The following is an 18,014-nucleotide window of genomic DNA, read 5'->3' on the forward strand; positions in this document are numbered from 1 at the left end:
GAAAGTCGCAGTTGTCGCACGCAGCCTGACGAAAGCGGAGGAAACTGCAACGGAAATCCGAGAGAACGGAGGCTGTGCTCATGCCTTCGAAGGCAATGTCGCCGATTTGGAATCGATGAAGAGCGTTGCGAGCGAAACGGCAAGTACTTTCGGGGGGATTGACGTACTTTGTGCCAATGCCGGTATTTTTCCGAATGCGCCGATTGAGGAGATGACCGGAGAGCATTGGGATCAGGTGATGAACACGAATGCACGCGGAACGCTGTTTTCCCTTCAAGCCTGCCTGCCTTTTTTGAAGAAAGCGGAGTATGGCCGGATCATTGTTACCTCTTCCATTACGGGACCGGCCACCGGTTATGTCGGATGGTCGCACTACGGCGCGAGCAAAGCCGCTCAGCTTGGATTCATGCGCAGTGCGGCGCTCGAGCTTGCGCGTTACAATATCACAATCAACGCCGTCATGCCCGGTAACATCATGACGGAAGGCTTAGAAGGTCTTGGGGATCATTATCTGAACACGATGACAGCGTCCGTTCCGCTCAAGCGGCTTGGAAACGTCGAAGATATCGCCTACGCCGCTCTTTTTTTGGCTTCGAGGGAGGCAGGTTATATTACGGGTCAAACCATCATCGTTGATGGCGGTCAGCTTCTTCCAGAGAGTCTGGAAGCGATGGGGCAGAACTGATACATAAAATGATTGAAAACAGGCAGGTTCTTTTGTAATAACCGATTAGAACGGCAAAGGGAGAATATGATGATGTCATATATGGGTTGGAGCAGTGTAATTAAGATCATTAATAAATAGTGGAAGGGAGCGTGATGAAAAAATAGGAGGATAGTTATTATGAAAAACAGAAAAGCGACAGTAAATGATCATGAGCTCATTTTGAATTTGTGGGATAGATCCGTAACCGCTACCCATCATTTTTTGAAACTTGAAGATAAGCTGGAAATTCGTAAAGAAATCCCTTTGTATTTTCCTCATCTTGATGTGCGTCTTTGGTTTGTTGAAGGCTCTTTCGTCGGCTTTTCGGGTACCAATGAGAACCATTTGGAGATGTTGTTTTTAGAACCCGACGAGATCGGAAAAGGGTATGGAACACAAATCATTCAATTGCTTATCAAGGAGTTTGGGGTAAATTCAGTTGATGTCAATAAAGATAATGAGCGTGCAAAAATGTATTATCTGAAAAATGGATTCTCGATCGTAGATGAATCGCAAACGGATAGTAGCGGACGCCCTTATCCGATCTTGCATTTGAAGCTGTCAAAATAGTATGACGAGGTAATCATTTGGCGGAGAATACGCACGTACACCATGTAAGAAGCGATAGGAAATAGATTTTATAAAAGGATGAGTCCAGAAAGGGTCATTTCCCTAGCTTAAAGACTCATCCTTGTTTGTTTTGTTTAGAAAGTATGCTTGGTTCTAGCTTTCCGGTAACCTGGTTTCAAGGAGGTTTATATGAAATGATAATAGATGATAGAGAATTCAACGTTAACGGTCTTAGTTATACGATTCGATCTGCGGTGAACAGCGACGCGACAGCGTTATCTATAGTAAGAATGCAAATTGACGGGGAGACCGAAAATATGGATCGCGAACAAGGAGAGGCCTTCATCGATGTCAGCGGATTCGAACAGATAATCAAATCGGACTCCGAGTGCTCAAGAAATTTGTTTCTCGTTGCTGTTATGCAGAATCGTATCGTCGGATTTTCGAGATGCGCGGGAACTTATTTGAAACGATTCTCACATAAAGTTGAATTTGGAGTATGTGTATTGAAAGAATATTGGGGATACGGCATTGGCAAAAACCTGATGCAGCAGTCGATTGCATGGGCAGAAGCCAACGGGATTAAGAAAATTACTTTGAATGTGCTGGAAACGAATGAAAGTGCGATTCGCCTTTACAAAAAGCTTGGCTTTGAGGTAGAAGGAATTTTAAAAAAGGATAAGCTCTTGTCAGACGGTCATTATTATAACACGATCGTAATGGCACGATTTACAGCTGAATAACATCCACGATAGCTATAACTGCTGCAATTGTAAATTGTATCGTATGAACCCTCTGTCAGAAAAGTATATGTAAGTATCAATACGATGAGGAGGCATGGAGATGCGAGTAACTGATCTGCGTTCGTTGCAATCAGAACGAGGATGGATGTACGGCCTGATTTTGTTACTAGTAATTAGCTTAGCACCAACCCAAGCTTTAGCTTGGAGCAGCAATGTTGGGGAACCATTATCAGCAAGCATCAGAATTGATCCGAAGGAGATAACTTGCAATACGGCATCCTGTTTATCCAAGGCATTGAAGAGTGTTACTTCAGGGAGCTCAATCGTGCTTGCGCCGGGAATATATAAGGGCAGCTTTTCCTCAGACATAAATGGATCATCTGGCCAGCCTATTGTAATTCGCAGTGCTGACCCTAGTAATCCTGCTATACTATCCGGAATTTCAACCTCATCGGGTTATGCCTTGCGGATACGAGGCGATTATTGGGAGATACGCAATCTCAAATTTACGAATGCACAGAAGGGTATTGTCCTGGATCATTCCAATTATTCGCTCATCAACGAAGTAGAAGTTTACAACACAGGCATGGAGGGTGTGCATTTCCGAGATGGCAGCTCTTACAACACGATACAGAATTCAAGCATCCATCACACAGGAAGAACGTCTCCTGGATATGGGGAAGGTGTATACGTGGGTTCTGCTGAAGGGGCTGGCTACAATCAAGCGACGCACTACAACATCATACGCAATGTTGGATTTGGCCCTCATGTCACTGCTGAACATGTTGATATTAAGGAAAGAACAATCGGAACTATTGTGGAAAATTGCATATTTTACGGCGAGGGAATCAGTGGGGCGAACTATGCGGACAGCTTTATCGATGTGAAGGGCAATGATGCCATCATACGCAATAATGTGGGATATCAGGGCAACAACAATGTGATCGTAGATGCTTTCCAGCTCCATGAGGTTGTAACCGGATGGGGAATCAACAATCAATTCATGAATAACATCGTGTACATGGATAATGCAGATGCCTACGTCATTGCTGCATATAATAATTCAAGTGCTCAAGCAGCCAATACGGTTCGATCCCCCGCTGGGAATATGTATAGAGGCAATATAACTGTACATGTAACCAATGTTCAAATGAAATAAGTGGGAGAGCGTTTACAGATATAAATGCGTGTGGTATGGTAAATGTAAATTTATGTATTGTATTCGCTTGCATTTTATCAACAAAGTGTCGATCGGATAAGATTGCGAACTCCCAGTGTGATGCCTCATTTCCGATCTGCTCAGAATGGAAGCGGAAACCTGTGTGCGATGAAGCAAATAAGGGGGAACGCAGAAATGGAGCAAGATCTTTTACAGGGTAAAGTGGCTATAATTACGGGAGGATCATCCGGGATGGGTAAGGATATGGCATTCTACTTTGCCCGCCTTGGAGCTTCAGTCATGATTTGTGGTAGAAGTATGGAACGCTTGCGTCCAGTCGTAGAAGAAATCACATCGCATGGAGGAAAGGCTAAGGCATATGAGTGCGATGTACGTGATCCCGAAACGGTGCAAGCCATGGTGCATGAAACGGTACAGACATGGGGCGGCATTGACATTCTCGTGAATAATGCAGCAGGTAATTTCGTATGCAGGGCCGAGGATTTGACCGTGAATGGCTGGAACGCGGTGGAAAATATCGTACTTAACGGAACATGGTACTGCAGTCAGGCAGTTGGAAAACAAATGATTGCGGCTGGTAAGGGAGGCGCGATTCTTAATATTGTTGCCAGTTATGCATGGACAGGAGGTCCAGGAGTCGTGCATTCCGCTTCCGCGAAGGCTGGAGTTATTGCCATGTCGCGCACGCTTGCTTCAGAATGGGGGAAATACGGAATCCGCATCAACTGTCTCGCACCAGGCCCAATTGAAGGAACCGGCGGGATTGAGAAGCTGATGGCAAATGAGCAAATGAAGGAAGCCGTAATTGATAACGTCGCACTGAAGCGATTAGGAACGAAAGAGGAAATTTCTTCTGTCGCAGCTTTCTTGGTCTCCCGCTACTCTTCCTTCATTACGGGTGACGTGATTACGGTAGACGGGGGTAGCTGGCTGGATAAAGGCTTTCTTCACCAGTGGGAACGTACTGGAGCAATGTAAGATAGCATGACTTTCTGATGATGAGTATTACTAGGACATAATTAAAACGACTTCTTTATGAGGAAGTCGTTTTTAATTATGCATGACAGGAAGTGATAAATCGGAAATGATAAAAATTGTACAGCGAGAGATAGTTGACAGAAGAAGGATAGTGGACTACCATATATATGGTGATATTTTCCTATTATAGAACTATGTGTATTAATTTTCATAGGATATAAGGAGGTTGCAATTATAGTGGATGTTTGTAAAGTGTTAATTGTTTGCGATCACCCTTTAAAAGCATCTGCATTAAAAGAAATTGTGGAAGGAGTCAGTCTTACAGAGGCAATGTTATTGGAGGAGCCTGATAAATCGGCATTTGACCAATTGCCAAAGGTCACTATAGATGTGGCGCTAGTGGCTATGGAAGAATTCGATAATCAATTGGATATCATTTCGATCATAAATAAAACGCTACCCACATCGAAAATCGTTGTAATTTCAGATCATATCTCATTCTATCACATGTCAGAGCTGGGTTTAAGCGGTATTCTTCCAAGGAAATCGAAAAAGAATCAGATTACCAGAATGATTAGTACAGTTATGCACGGGGAAACGATTGTCCCCATCTCCAGCATAACCCAACTATATTCCCCCAATGACAGCATGAAAGTGCTGACCGTACATGAACAACGTATCTTGTCTTTTGTTCTCCGCAAATTCACGAATATGCAAATTGCAAAACAACTATTTGTAAGTACTAGAACCGTCGAAAACTACTTGAGGCGAATCTATGATAAGTTGGGCGTCCATTCAAGAGGGGAATGCATCGAGATGATGAAGAGGAGAAACATGCATCAGTCAAACTTGTAATACCGAAGAGACTATTGCGGGATACCGAAGCAAATTATTCGCATTCCACCTAATTCCATTTTCGGAATAGTAACCCTTATATTTGAGATAGGCAGCAAATATAGGTTGAAACTATCAAAATGGAGGGATTTGAATGGGTGCTCTGGTTAGAAGAATTGCTCGGTATTTGATTGACAGATGGAATGGTCTCAGCAGTTGGGTGAAGAAAGCAATTGAGTACATTGCAGGTTCGGCGATCGTTGAGGCGATTATGTCCGGATTCGATGCTCTGGTGAACTACTTGTCCGGTTTCGGTCAGTCCGTGTTGGAAGCTATTGCACGCATTTTGGGGCTGTAAAAAAGAAATCGCTTAGCACGCAACGATTCGCACCAATCATCGCCGGTTCTAGAATAGAAGAGGCGTCATCGATACTTGTTCATCATCACATGCTAAGCGGGTATGCCGCAAAAGGAATAACTTGCCGGTTGGTTCCTTTTGCCTGTTATTGAAATCCGATTGCCGACAACCTATATTTGCTGCCGTCACCATATATTACATTATATTGGGGAAGAATTCAAATATGCCACATTCTACGCTAGAAGTTTTTAATTTATCTAAGGCATTTCAAAAGCAAATGTTATTCGAAAACGTTAATCTTCAAATCCAGTCGGGAGAAATTTGCGCCCTCGTCGGCAAGAATGGGATGGGGAAAACCATATTTTTAAAATGCATATTAGGTTATGAGCCGTTCGATGACGGAGAAGTTACGATTGCTGGTCACCAATTGAACAATCGCGAACAGATTAGGCTGCACTCCGCCTATATCCCTTCTGACGGTCATGACCTGTGCGACTTGCTGACTCCCCTGGAATATTATCGCTTCATAATAGCTGTTTATCAGTTGCCTGAAAAAGAAACGTTGCATTACGCCAATGATCTTTCTGTACAGTTAGGAATAGAATCCCATCTTGAACGGTTAATGAAGGAATTGTCTTTTGGAACGAAAAAGAAAGCCCTGCTGCTTGGCGCGTTATTATATGATCCTGCATTATTGATATGTGATGAGATATTTGAGGGACTTGATCAATCTTCAGTGGAAGCCGTGATCAGCCTATTTCAAGAACGTGCTAGGAATAATAGGTCTGTACTATTTACGACTCATTTGCAAGACTTGCTCAAAGCAGTATCTACAGTAGTGTATCGGATAGAGAACAATCAGATTATGCAGATAGCCAAATAGCGAGTGAGGACAGAGACGATATGTTAATGAAGGAGTATCGCCAGCTTTATTCGAGAATACTTGGGTATTCGTTTTCGTGGGCGCTGTCGATAATCAGCGCTCTCATTGCAGGGGGATTGGCGTTTGTAGCTTTATTGTATGTCAGAGATACCGAGCTTGTCTTAAAATCCATTCCGTCAATTCTTTTCTTTTTGCACGTCATTGCGATCTTTATGGAAGACCCGAAAAAAGGGAACATGGGCCACTTGTTTTCGTTTCTAAAGACGACACCTCTTAGTAAAGTAATTATTATTCGGATGAATTATGTATGCAAAGTTATAAATCTTGATCAAATGCTGCTGTATGCAACTTTCATTCTTGTTTTCCTTTTGTGCCAGGTTGCGTGGATAGACGCGCTGATTTTGTTTACAAGACTGTTCATCATGCTCTTTATAGCTCAGACGATTGAGTATGTTTACATATTTTATAAAGAAAAATTTCTTTATCATTTTGCATTCCCGGTTCTTTTATTGGTTATCAGCTTAGTCGTTAGCAATGCAAATCAACTTCAGTATCACATACAGGTGATTTTCAGCCATTATTTTGATATAATAATAATATCTGGATTTGTGTTGACCGCCATCATTTGCCCCATCATTGTATCCAAATTGCTAGTAGCCCAAAAAAACGCTGTCCCCGCTGCCGTAATTCGGTTAAGCCGTGCAATATCTAAGATTTCCCGCATCTATGTTATGCCTTTGCAATGGAGATCGCTTATGGGATATCAATTATTGGCTTACATACGAAATATTCAAATTTTATCGAAGTATGCTCTTATCGCTTCATTGACCGTAGCTTATTCTACGTTTAGCTATATGCTGCAAGAAAACACGAACACCTCGATAAACTTCATGGTAATGGCCTATATTATGAGTATTTATTTTTTCAGTGAGATTCGATTGAATTTTCTGCTTGAAAAGCACTCGCTGCTGCGTTTTTTTCCGGTTTCCACATTTGTGGAATCAAGGATCGTGCAGAGCTGCGGGCTGCTGTTTGTCTGTTTATTCGGATCAATCGGCTTCATTTACAGATACATGCTTATAGATATTTCAATCATTGTATTGGCCAAAAGCCTTCTTTATTTGATTTGCTGCTATTTAATCGGGACTCGATTCCGCATTTCAAGTCCTCCTGATTCGAAAATACATAGGTTGAAACTAGTTGCTTTGTACAGTGCGTTATGCCTAATGGCGCTAGTTCTCATTTACAACTTTCATATAATCATTGACGTGTTCATTATTATTGCATTTGGATGGCAGGCAAACAGAAAAAGAAATAAAAGGGAGGAGATAACATGGCGCATCTAATTATACTTATCGGCCTTATTGGTTATATCGTGTTTCGCTCAAGCACGCCGTATCAGTATATTTTTGTCGTTATTATGATCGTTGGCTTGGTCATGGCGTTCACGGGGAACAGAAAAAAGAAAGGCTCAGATCAGGTTGAGCATCATGACAAATAAAGAAAAGGGGGCGGCTTGACCGGCATGTACGCAATTGCGAAAAGGGAATTTTTGACGTTATTCAAAAGCTTTAAATCCGTTGCGATAGTGCTATTGTTTTGTATCGTTGCTTTCTCAATATCGAATTTCGTGAAAAATAATCCGGGTTTGATGTTCGGAGAGGAATCAAATCCCTATGTATCAGGTATTCGTTTCCTTGTAACGGTGCTTGGTTTTTTATTTGTATTAACCCTTTCCCACGATACGATTAATCGGGAAGTGGAGAGCCAAACCATTCGATTTGTCGTGACTAAAGTACCGAAGACGTCCATCGTTTTCGGGAAATATCTCGGCATTTTATTGTTTTGGGCAGTATGTCTGGCCTGTTCATTCACAGTCATTTTCCTAAGTATCGGGCAGCTTTATGTTTTAGAATATATTCGACTAATCGTGTTTATTTCGTTTGCCGTCGGTGTGAATATGCTGTTATCCACAATCATTCCCAAAGGTAGTTATTCGATTTTCGCGAGCTTGCTGTGTGGACTACTGTTACCAGCCGCTGGAATGTGGAGCGTTTTTACGGAAAATCAAGCATCTCAGCTCATTAAATATGCAACTCCTTATTATTATCTCATTGAATCGAACTGGAAATCCTATTTTCCGTTCGTGATTTCCATCCTGTTTGTATATGTGGCCATCTTCATTTTCAGGAGGAAGGACTTATAATGAATGCGCTCGAGGTACACGGTCTGAAAAAGAAATATAAAGATAAATATGTCGTTAAGGGAGTTACGTTTGAGGTAAAGCGTGGGGAATTGTTTGGATTTCTTGGCAAAAATGGAGCGGGTAAGTCAACAACCATCAATATGCTGACTGGGATCGTGCATCCAACGGAAGGCAGTTTTCATATACTAGGAGAGAATCATGCCCGGATTAACGAAATCAAAAGCAAGGTTGGCGTTATGCCGGATGCGGCTAATTATTATTATGACATGACCGCACTTGGGCACCTGAATTATTTTTCTGAATTGAAACGAATGAAATCGAAACGAGATGATTTCGTTGAACTCTTGGGAGTAGTGGGTTTGCGAGGTCATGAAGAAAGCAAGGTAAGAGGGTTTTCGTTTGGCATGAAAAAAAAGCTCGGAATAGCGCAAGCTCTGCTCGGCGACCCGGAACTTATTTTCCTTGATGAACCTACTTCTGGACTAGATCCTGAATCGGCGGTCGATATTCAGCAAATCATTCGGAACCTTCATAGTCAAGGTAAGACGATTTTTTTAACCTCACATAACCTCCACGAAGTGGAGATGTTATGCAATCGAATTGCCATTATGGAACATGGCATTATTACCAAATACGGCACGATGGAAGACTTAAGAAAGGAATATCAGCAGCATATCGAATTATTCTGCAAAATCAGTCCTTTGTCTCCCGAGCAGGGGGAACATATAAAAAAGCAACTCATCGATATCGCAGAGAACCTCACCGTTTCAGAAAGGGAAATCTCTTGCACAATCACTGATGAGGAAGCCATCCCTGATATCGTGCAAACGTTGGTGGACAACAATGTGCGTCTTTATAAATTGGATCCGAAGCAAGTTACGCTAGAGGATATTTTCTTTGAAAAATAGCTGCTGCAAAAAATTGAACAGGTGAAACAGATAGAGGCAGCATCAGCGATGCTGCTGTTTTCTTTTTGTATGTCACTCGGCAGCCCTGAAATATGGTATCCTTTGATAAAGCATATGAGCAAGCAGACATATAGGGAGGAGCCGCAAGATGACGAGAGAACAAGAAATCGCGCTGGATTGGGAAGAAGAAAAGATTGATGACCCCGCACATTTTTTGCTTCATCAAGGGATGAGAGGAATTTTTGAGGCTGAGGAAATGATAGAAGGGGATTGCATCATCATCCCGAAATGGGAACTTACAATCCGTCCTCATGTGGCGAAGTGGACGGATCAGACTGTCATGCTACAATTTCAAGTAAGTTCACCGAAATGGGATCGCGATATTTTCGAAACGACGGCGGGCATCGGTAGTAATCTAAAAAATGCATTCGGCACCGCAATAGGTGGCTTTGCCTTCTCCCTCATGGAAGGAATCGCCTCCATGGAGCAGGACAGAAATCCTGAGACGCTGCATACGACTTACGGAGACACCGTGCATCACTGGAAGGCGTATAAGAGCAATATCGTCGGCCTGGGAGAATCATCGCCTGAGATGGAAGAATCCCCATATTGGGAAACGCTTAAGGACGAAATCGCGAAGAGAATCGGCGATCAGAAGTTGTGCTATATCAAAATCTATGCCGCAAAGCACGGAGATGACATTACTGGCGAATGTCGCATAAATGATATTTCGAGCCCGGAATTGGGAGAAATGGTAGCGGATATCGCAAGCAAGTGGCAGGTGGAAGGCTTTGCATCTCAGAAGCAGTTTATTTTCTTACTGCAGACGGAGGACACATATACACCGTATCCATATCAGCCGCAGCAAATTGAGGACGCCACGCATACAGCAGTACGCCTCTTCATGGAGTGCGATACGCAGGAGAAGTACGACAGTTTCCCGGATTTATTGGCCGAGCGATTGCAGGATGCTGATTTAGCCCAGGAGCTATACGCCTTTTTGCCTGAGATCTGTGCAGAGAATGCTTTCGATATGCTTACTTACAACGAAGAGATGCTTCTGTATAGGGGAGATGAATCCTTCAGTGTGTATCGGAATCAATTTTCCAGCTATTTTATGATTTCCGCTGCATTGTTTGAGGGATTCCGTACAGGAGAATTTGATGATGACATATACAAGCAATATATAAGTGTCAGCTCTATTTATAACGTAATTTGCCAAGCGAAGGAGCAGGGAGCGGACTTGGTGAAGGATGGCGGCGTCTTAACGCTTTCTTACGGAATGTCGGAGCAATATCGATTTAGATGAGGAAGAGAGACACTAATAAATTCATTATCCCATTGCATGAAGGGGTGTAATGGGCTGAAGTTAGTTCGAAGGCACTGAAGGCACTTGTCTTTTTCAGGAAAAGAATGCCATACTATGTATATCAATCATGGGAGGTGTTGCAATGGAACGTCGTACCATCACTGCAGAAGATTTATACCGGTTCGTGTGGTTGTCTGATCCGGTTGTCAATCCAACAGACGGAACGATTGCTTATGTAGCGAAGCAGGTCAATGAAGAGAAGAGCGGTTATCGATCACGCATACATATCACGTCAGCAGACGGAACGATGAGCAAGGTATTTACTCATGGAGAGCAGGATAGCGCTCCGGACTGGTCGCCGGACGGTCAGAAGCTGGCCTTTCTTCGCAAGAAGGATAAGCACCAGCAGATTTGGACAATGGCAGCTGACGGTGGCGAAGCAGAAGCGATTACAAGTTCGGAGTTCGGAGTCAGCGCATTCACATGGTCTCCGGATGGATCTCGTCTGTTGTATTCAGCGAGTATCGATACGTCCAAGAAAGAAGAGAAGGTGCAACCTGAGGACGATAGTCAGGAGTCAGGCAAGCAGGTGATTGTTGTCGATCGGTTAAGATGCAAGGCCGATGGAAGAGGTTTGCTGGACGGAAAGCGCACTCATTTATTTGTTCATCATATCGAAACAGGCCAATCCGTACAATTGACTTCCGGAGATTATGATGTCCATGATTTCGTATGGTCACCAGACGGGAAGGAAGTGGCCTTCTCCACGAATCGTGTTGAGGATAAAGAAGTTGACCCTGATCTGGTTCTTAGTCAATTCATTTATATCGTAAACTGTGAGGATAGAGTGTGCCGTCGTGTAACGGAATCTGGTCTCGTCATCGGGAAGCTCGCATTCTCGCCGGACGGCCAATCGATTGCATTCTATGGACATGATCGACAATACGAGAACGCCACCCTGCTTAAGGTATACATCGTACCAGCAGCAGGAGGAGCACCTGAATGCGTTACTGCCGATCTTGATCTGTACGTAGGCAATGCAGCAGTTACCGATATGAAGGCTCTTGGATCCTCGCCACTCATCTTTACATCAGACGGTTCTGCTGTATACTCGCTTGTCTCAGCGGAAGGCAATGTACAGCTCGCACGGATCTCGTTAGAAGGTAGCTGTGAATATGTAACGGCCGGTGATCGGGAGATAACTCAATTTACGATCACGAAGGACGGAGAGCAGATTGTATTCATTTCGGCTGATATGCTGCAGCCTGGAGAGCTATTCATCAAGAATTTGGGCACAGGGCAAGAACAGCTGATTGAAGCCCCGAACGAACGTTTACTAGCGGAACTGACGCTAAGCCAGCCGGAATCGTTCTGGTTCCAGACAACCGATGGCTGGAAGGTGCAAGCTTGGATCATGAAGCCACCAGCAATGTCTGCAGGCGATAAGGTACCGACAATTGTTGAAATTCATGGCGGGCCGCATACGATGTATGCGAATTCCTTCATGCATGAGTTCCAACTGCTTGCCGCTCAAGGCTATGCGGTTCTCTATTCGAATCCGCGCGGGAGTCTCGGTTATGGCCAGAAGTTCGTGGATGCTTGCCGTGGGGATTATGGCGGGAAGGACTACGAGGACATTATGGAATCCGTTGATCAGGCGATTGCTCGCTACGACTTCATCGATGAAGATCGGCTTGGCGTTACGGGCGGCAGCTATGGCGGCTTCATGACGAACTGGGTTGTCGGCCATACGAACCGTTTCAAGGGAGCTGTTACACAGCGTTCGATTTCGAACTGGTTCTCATTCTATGGGGTTAGTGATATCGGTTATTTCTTTACCGAGTATCAGATCTGTGCACAGCCATGGGAAGACCCGGATAAGCTATGGAAGCATTCACCACTCGCCTATGTGGACAACGTACAGACACCGCTCCTTATTTTGCACGGCGAACAGGATTTGCGCTGTCCAATCGAGCAGGCTGAGCAGCTATATGTGGCCTTGAAGCGCCTGGGCAAGATTACGCAGCTCGTGCGATTCCCTGATGCGAATCATGATCTATCGCGCAACGGGCACCCAGAGCTTCGTGTAGAACGTCTGAACCGGATTGTTGGCTGGATGAAGCAATATGTGTAGGCTACCTACGATAGTCCCTCTAGCAATCATTAAATCCGAATAGGAAATGGATAAGAACAGATTGGAAAGGATGTGCTTTCCATCTGTTCTTTTTTATTTGATTAGTTGAATCGATCTTTTCTACTAAAATGTTAAGATACATTGCCAACTTACATCTGATTGGATTAAGATCAATCCGCACATATTGAGGATTTTAGGCAAGCAGTTGTCGCGTGCAAGCCTGTACTCGAATGTCATCATGTAGCCGGCCAATACGACTATTTATTAAAGGTACTCGTTGCAGATACGCAGGAATTAGAACATTTGCCAGTGTGCATTTTTATTTTTCAGACCGCCACATTACAGGGATTTCTAACTGCTGTAACCGCAGTGCTGGGTACTGCTTTTGTTGATGGGGTGTTTATGTTGGCCGCGATTTATGGTGTAGCAGCAATGAAGTTCAATCGAATCAAAATGGGATTGAATATTTTTGGAACTATCGTCTTGTGCCTATTTGGTACGCCAAGAAGCATTGAAAACAAAGACAGGGCAATCCCGGGAAAGGGATCTGTCCTGTCTATCTATTTATTGCTGAGCAAGCCTATCTCTTCGTTCATGCTCGGGCTCAATATGAATCATTACTTCTGCACGCTCGAAACTGCCCTGAATTGTATGTTCAATTTCATCACACAGGTGATGCGCGGTTGCAATATCCATGCCTGAAGGTACCACGAGATGAAAGTCCACGTATTCAACAGGGCCGGAGCGTCTCGTACGAAAATCGTGATACTCAATATACTTATCTTTGTGCAAGAGTATCAGCTGCTGAAGCTGCTGCTCTTCCTCTTCAGACAATCTAGCATCAATCAGGGGAGGAAATGATTCCTTCATAAGCGTGAATGCTTCCTTCATAATGTACACCGCAAGAAGGATCCCAATAATCGGATCTAAAATTGTCCACCCTGTCAGCGTTACGAGCAGCAAGCTTACACCTACGCCAAGTGACGTATACACGTCAGTAAGCAAATGCAGTGCATTCGACTTCATCGCAACTGAATGCAGCTCATCTGCTGTCTTGCCAACCTTCCTCGCAACGACCAAGTTAATCCCGGCACCAATAAACATAACCGCGATTCCAAGATACGGCATCTCAATTTCTGCTGGCCGCAATAACTTATGAACACACTCATATATAATCCAAATGCCTGCAACGAAGATGAGCAGTGTTTCGATCGTACCCGAAATATTTTCAACCTTACCATGTCCATAGGGATGATTGCGATCCGCTGAACGATTCGATATGCGCACGGAGAAAAACGCAATTACAGACGCTGCCAAGTCCAAGGAAGAATGGATCGCCTCTGATATAACAGCAATCGATCCCGTCAGAATTCCTACGACAAGCTTTAATATCACAACAGTTGTATTGCTAAGAACTGATAAAAAAGCAACCTTTTGTCCGTTCAAGATCATCACCCTTACCATAATCATCAACTTATTATTACCAATATAATCAACCATAGCAGATGAAAATCGAGTGGGTCTATAGAAACCTTTTTTCATGACGTCAGATAAATAGGGGCAATTGAAAAAAGTTGATACCATGCAAAAAGACTGCGCCATACCATCATATTCCATATAGTGCGGCACTCCGTGCAGAAGTTGTGCTACTATATGGATATACTTGGACAAGGAGGCATCTTTGTGTCGAACGAAACTCGAATTATGGGAATACCTGTCCCTAAAATAACGATGACAGAGACTGTGCATATCATTAGCGATGTCATTCATACAGAGGGCACGGAGAATCAACAATTGTTCCATGTTGTAACGCTAAATCCTGAAATTACGATGGCCTGCCAACAGGATAACAATTTGCGAGCAATCATTGACGATGCGGGGCTGCTCACAGCTGACGGTATCGGCATTGTCATGGTATCTCGCTTGAAGGGCAATCCGCTTCCTGAACGGGTGACTGGCTGTGACTTATTATTCAATCTCTTAAGGGAAGGGAATCAGCGCAAGTGGTCTTTCTACTTGCTTGGTGCAGAAGAAGCCGTGAGCAAGAGAGCCGCTGAGGTTATCCAGGAGTCTTATCCTCATGTGCATGTTGTAGGAAGGCATCATGGATTCTTCCATTCAGAGGACGAAGCCAAGATTGTTGGCGATATTGCTGCCGTGAAGCCGGATATATTAATCGTGGCACTCGGAGCACCTTTCGCTGAACGTTGGATACATAAATACAAGCATCAGCTCCATTCCCGCGTAGCAATTGGCGTCGGCGGAAGTCTGGACATCGTAGCAGGGAAGGTCAAGAGAGCCCCTGCTGTGTGGCAGAAGCTGAATCTGGAATGGCTGCATCGGCTGCTTAATCAGCCGTCGAGATGGAAGAGACAATTGATTTTGCCGCGCTTCGCCGTCAAAGCTGTCTTTTACAAAGAAAATAAAGAATGAGCGGAGATTAGGTCAGAATAGATGTAAGAGCAACATTTCAAAATATGCCTTGTGCTATAACATAGTTGACCCTATACATAAGGAGATGAACTATGAACAGCTTACAAGGTAAAGTCGCCGTCGTAACCGGCTCTAGTCGAGGAATCGGACGTGCCATTGCGCTGCGCCTTGCGCGTGAAGGTGCCTTCGTTGCGGTGCATTTCGGGAGAAGAGAAGAACATGCTGAGGAAGTGGTACGGCATATTCAACAACAGGGTGGCCTGGCCTTTAAGGTAGGCGCAGATATCAGTCAATTGAGCGGGATTCATGATTTATATAGGTCTCTAGACGACACTTTGCAGAAGCATACAGGGAATAATCGCTTCGATATTCTGGTGAATAACGCTGGAATCGGCCAAATATTGAGCCTGGAAGAGGCAACGGAAGAATCGTTCGATGAAGTAATGAGCATCAATGTCAAAGGGCCTTTTTTCGTCATTCAACAAGCGCTGCCGCGATTAAATGATGGGGGACGCATCATTAATATTTCATCCTTTGTCACCCGAGCGGCCTCGCCAGTCGTCTTTACGTACAGCATGACTAAGGGGGCGATCAACACACTTACATCCGCTCTCGCTAAGCAACTTGGGAAACGCCAAATTACGGTGAACGCCATTCTGCCAGGGATCATTAACACAGAGATGAACGCTGGCACATTAAGCCAGACCGAAGGACAAAAGTATGCGGCTGGACTGTCGGCCTTCAATAGGTGGGGAGAACCGGAAGATGTAGCTGATATAGCCGCATTTCTAGCTTCAGCAGATAGTCGTTGGGTAACCGGACAATTGATTGACGCGAGCGGAGGATCACATTTGTAATAGCGCCAGCAATTAAAGAAAGGGGATACCCACTTATCGCATATGGGCAGCGTGATCCGTTATGGACGCACTGTTTTTTGTGATATGAGGCGAGATTGTGAAATTGACGCGATATTCATGATTTTGAAATATTTGTTGTGATCGTACGCACTCAGGGGTGCTTTCCCATGTAGTATGTTGGAAATAGAAAATCATTTTGACAGGGGGAAGCGCAAATGTTCTGTCATCAATGCGAGCAGACGCCGACGGGCGGCTGCAAGGTTGTCGGAGTGTGCGGCAAGGACGAGACAATTGCCAGTCTACAAGATACGATCGTGTTTGCGTTGAAAGGCATCGCGGCGTATGCGACGCATGCGCGTCAGTTGGGTTATGTCGATGAAGAGGTTGACGCGATTACGCATGAAGCGCTTTATATGACGTTGACTAACTCCAATTTCAACTTACAAGAGCATCTGGACATGGCGATGAAGGTAGGGGGCGCGGCGATCCGCATAATGGATGTGCTGGATCGGGCCCACACGGAGCATTTCGGCGTTCCGGTGCCGGTTACCGTCCCGCAGAACAAGATAGAGGGCAAGTCTATCGTCGTGACAGGGCATAACTTGTATGCGTTGGAGGAATTGCTGAAGCAGACGGAGGGCAAGGGCATCAACATTTACACTCATTCCGAGATGCTTCCGGCGCACGGCTACCCGGCATTGAAGAAATATCCGCATTTGAAAGGCAATATCGGCAAAGCCTGGTATGACCAGCGTCGTCTGTTTGAGCAATATCCTGGCGCCATCCTTGCGACGACGAACTGTGTAATGCCAATTAAGGGAAGCTATGCCGATCGGTTCTTCTCCTATGACGTGGCCGGGCTCGAAGGTGTGACCAAGATCGTGAACGACGATTTCTCGCCGCTGATTGAGCGTGCACTGGTGCTGCCTGCGGCGGATGTGGAGAGCGAGCAGACATTGATAACGGGATATCACCACGAGACAGTGCTCGGGCTGGCGCCGGAAATTATTCAGGCCGTTAAGGATGGCAATATCAAGCGGTTCTTCGTCATCGCGGGCTGCGATGCGCCAGGCAAGGGCGGCGAGTATTACCGGGAGCTCGCGACATCACTTCCGAACGATACAGTTATTTTGACGACCTCGTGCGGAAAATTCCGGTTCAATGATGTCGATTACGGTACGGTGGCGGATACGGGCATTCCGCGTTATATCGATCTGGGGCAGTGCAATAATTCCGGCTCCACGGTCAAGATCGCGGCTGCGCTTGCGGACGCCTTCGGCTGCAGTGTCAATGAACTACCGGTTTCGATCGTGCTCTCGTGGTTCGAGCAGAAGGCGGTTGCGATTTTGCTTGGCTTGTTCAGTCTGGGCATCCGTGATATTCGCATCGGGCCGAAGCCTCCGGAATTCATCTCGGAAGGCGTGATGAACGTGCTGACCGATCTGTTCGGCCTGAAGCTTATCGGGGATGCGCAGGAAGATATGAAGGCGATGCTCCGTCTTGTCTAGATGGTGAATGGAATAAAGTATTTATGGAGTTAATCGATTGCGACGCGATCCCTGAAGGGCCGCGTCAGACTATTGACAGGACTTTGTCGAGTCTGAGAGAGGGGAAACCCTCTCTTTTTATTTATACATGATGCCCATGAGCAGCCAAGCTGCAAACTAAGGATGAATGCGAATCTCGGAACCATAAAACCAGCGCAGCTTGCCTGTCAGATCTATTGCATGCACGTCGCTATTCTACAGATGATTGATCGAGTATAATAGAAGCATTAGATCGAGTTGGAGGAAGGGCATGGATCAGGTAACTTCAGCTTATGGCAAGCACGCAATATACAACATATTTGTTGAACTTATTCATCAACAGGAACAGCACGAGGATTTGATTCAGAAGCATATCGCTCAAGAAATGA

At 44.8% G+C, this 18,014-nt stretch carries 18 protein-coding genes and 1 pseudogene; 18 read left to right on the forward strand and 1 reads right to left on the reverse strand.

Annotated elements, in window-relative coordinates; all coding sequences use genetic code 11:
• The 15 genes and pseudogenes from fabG to AZ66_RS33370 form a co-directional block, all read left to right on the forward strand.
• Window positions 1-685 (forward strand): 3-oxoacyl-ACP reductase FabG (fabG, locus tag AZ66_RS16755; protein ID WP_044355877.1); only part of this gene is annotated, 685 nt, incomplete at its 5' end.
• Window positions 686-844: 159 nt separating this feature from the next.
• Complete coding sequence (locus AZ66_RS16760; protein WP_044355878.1) at window positions 845-1,276, forward strand: GNAT family N-acetyltransferase; 432 nt, start codon at window positions 845-847, stop codon at window positions 1,274-1,276.
• 194 nt (window positions 1,277-1,470) lie between these two features.
• Window positions 1,471-2,019, forward strand: coding sequence for a GNAT family N-acetyltransferase (locus AZ66_RS16765; protein ID WP_044355879.1), 549 nt, complete (start codon window positions 1,471-1,473; stop codon window positions 2,017-2,019).
• A 100-nt stretch (window positions 2,020-2,119) separates the two neighbouring features.
• On the forward strand, window positions 2,120-3,178 hold the full coding sequence (locus AZ66_RS16770) for a right-handed parallel beta-helix repeat-containing protein (protein WP_231586908.1): 1,059 nt from the start codon (window positions 2,120-2,122) through the stop codon (window positions 3,176-3,178).
• 195 nt (window positions 3,179-3,373) lie between these two features.
• A complete protein-coding gene (gene fadH / locus AZ66_RS16775; protein ID WP_021262678.1) occupies window positions 3,374-4,177 on the forward strand; it encodes a 2,4-dienoyl-CoA reductase in 804 nt (267 codons plus the stop codon).
• A gap of 237 nt (window positions 4,178-4,414) precedes the next feature.
• Complete coding sequence (locus AZ66_RS29950) at window positions 4,415-5,032, forward strand: response regulator transcription factor (RefSeq protein WP_052648568.1); 618 nt, start codon at window positions 4,415-4,417, stop codon at window positions 5,030-5,032.
• A 133-nt stretch (window positions 5,033-5,165) separates the two neighbouring features.
• A complete protein-coding gene (locus AZ66_RS16785) occupies window positions 5,166-5,369 on the forward strand; it encodes a hypothetical protein (RefSeq protein ID WP_021262680.1) in 204 nt (67 codons plus the stop codon).
• Window positions 5,370-5,592: 223 nt separating this feature from the next.
• Complete coding sequence (locus tag AZ66_RS16790) at window positions 5,593-6,252, forward strand: ATP-binding cassette domain-containing protein (protein ID WP_021262681.1); 660 nt, start codon at window positions 5,593-5,595, stop codon at window positions 6,250-6,252.
• Window positions 6,253-6,272: 20 nt separating this feature from the next.
• Window positions 6,273-7,598 (forward strand): hypothetical protein, encoded by a 1,326-nt coding sequence (locus AZ66_RS16795; protein WP_044355881.1) that lies wholly within the window; start codon window positions 6,273-6,275, stop codon window positions 7,596-7,598.
• The gene (locus AZ66_RS31450) at window positions 7,586-7,753 is read left to right on the forward strand and encodes a hypothetical protein (RefSeq protein ID WP_021262683.1); all 168 of its coding nucleotides are present in this window, start codon (window positions 7,586-7,588) and stop codon (window positions 7,751-7,753) included. The genes AZ66_RS16795 and AZ66_RS31450 overlap by 13 nt, the downstream gene beginning before the upstream one ends.
• Before the next feature lie 15 nt (window positions 7,754-7,768).
• A complete protein-coding gene (locus tag AZ66_RS16800) occupies window positions 7,769-8,458 on the forward strand; it encodes an ABC transporter permease (protein ID WP_156159991.1) in 690 nt (229 codons plus the stop codon).
• The gene (locus AZ66_RS16805) at window positions 8,458-9,366 is read left to right on the forward strand and encodes an ABC transporter ATP-binding protein (protein WP_044355883.1); all 909 of its coding nucleotides are present in this window, start codon (window positions 8,458-8,460) and stop codon (window positions 9,364-9,366) included. Before AZ66_RS16800 ends, AZ66_RS16805 begins: the two co-directional genes overlap by 1 nt.
• Window positions 9,367-9,514: 148 nt before the next feature.
• Complete coding sequence (locus AZ66_RS16810; RefSeq protein ID WP_044355884.1) at window positions 9,515-10,675, forward strand: DUF6348 family protein; 1,161 nt, start codon at window positions 9,515-9,517, stop codon at window positions 10,673-10,675.
• Window positions 10,676-10,817: 142 nt separating this feature from the next.
• Window positions 10,818-12,809: a S9 family peptidase gene (locus AZ66_RS16815; RefSeq protein ID WP_044355885.1), complete on the forward strand. Its 1,992-nt coding sequence runs from the start codon at window positions 10,818-10,820 to the stop codon at window positions 12,807-12,809.
• A gap of 183 nt (window positions 12,810-12,992) precedes the next feature.
• Window positions 12,993-13,103: pseudogene (locus AZ66_RS33370) on the forward strand (Lrp/AsnC ligand binding domain-containing protein); the annotation flags it as partial.
• Between the two features lie 270 nt (window positions 13,104-13,373).
• Here AZ66_RS33370 and AZ66_RS16820 read toward each other — a convergent pair.
• Window positions 13,374-14,261 carry a cation diffusion facilitator family transporter gene (locus AZ66_RS16820; protein ID WP_036621749.1) on the reverse strand — a complete coding sequence of 296 codons (888 nt, stop codon included), beginning with the start codon at window positions 14,259-14,261 and terminating at the stop codon, window positions 13,374-13,376.
• Between the two features lie 231 nt (window positions 14,262-14,492).
• Here AZ66_RS16820 and AZ66_RS16825 point away from each other — a divergent pair, with 231 nt between their 5' ends.
• The 3 genes from AZ66_RS16825 to hcp all read left to right on the forward strand — a co-directional run bounded on the left by AZ66_RS16825 (window position 14,493) and on the right by hcp (window position 17,607).
• Window positions 14,493-15,242, forward strand: a complete 750-nt coding sequence (locus AZ66_RS16825) for a WecB/TagA/CpsF family glycosyltransferase (protein WP_082061625.1) — start codon at window positions 14,493-14,495, stop codon at window positions 15,240-15,242.
• Window positions 15,243-15,334: 92 nt separating this feature from the next.
• Window positions 15,335-16,099 carry an SDR family oxidoreductase gene (locus AZ66_RS16830; protein WP_044355887.1) on the forward strand — a complete coding sequence of 255 codons (765 nt, stop codon included), beginning with the start codon at window positions 15,335-15,337 and terminating at the stop codon, window positions 16,097-16,099.
• 215 nt (window positions 16,100-16,314) lie between these two features.
• Complete coding sequence (hcp, locus tag AZ66_RS16835; protein ID WP_044355888.1) at window positions 16,315-17,607, forward strand: hydroxylamine reductase; 1,293 nt, start codon at window positions 16,315-16,317, stop codon at window positions 17,605-17,607.
• The last annotated feature ends 407 nt before the right edge of the window (window positions 17,608-18,014 follow it).

The organism is Paenibacillus sp. E194 (assembly GCF_000935845.1).
In the GTDB taxonomy this organism is placed as follows: domain Bacteria; phylum Bacillota; class Bacilli; order Paenibacillales; family Paenibacillaceae; genus Paenibacillus_B; species Paenibacillus_B alvei_B.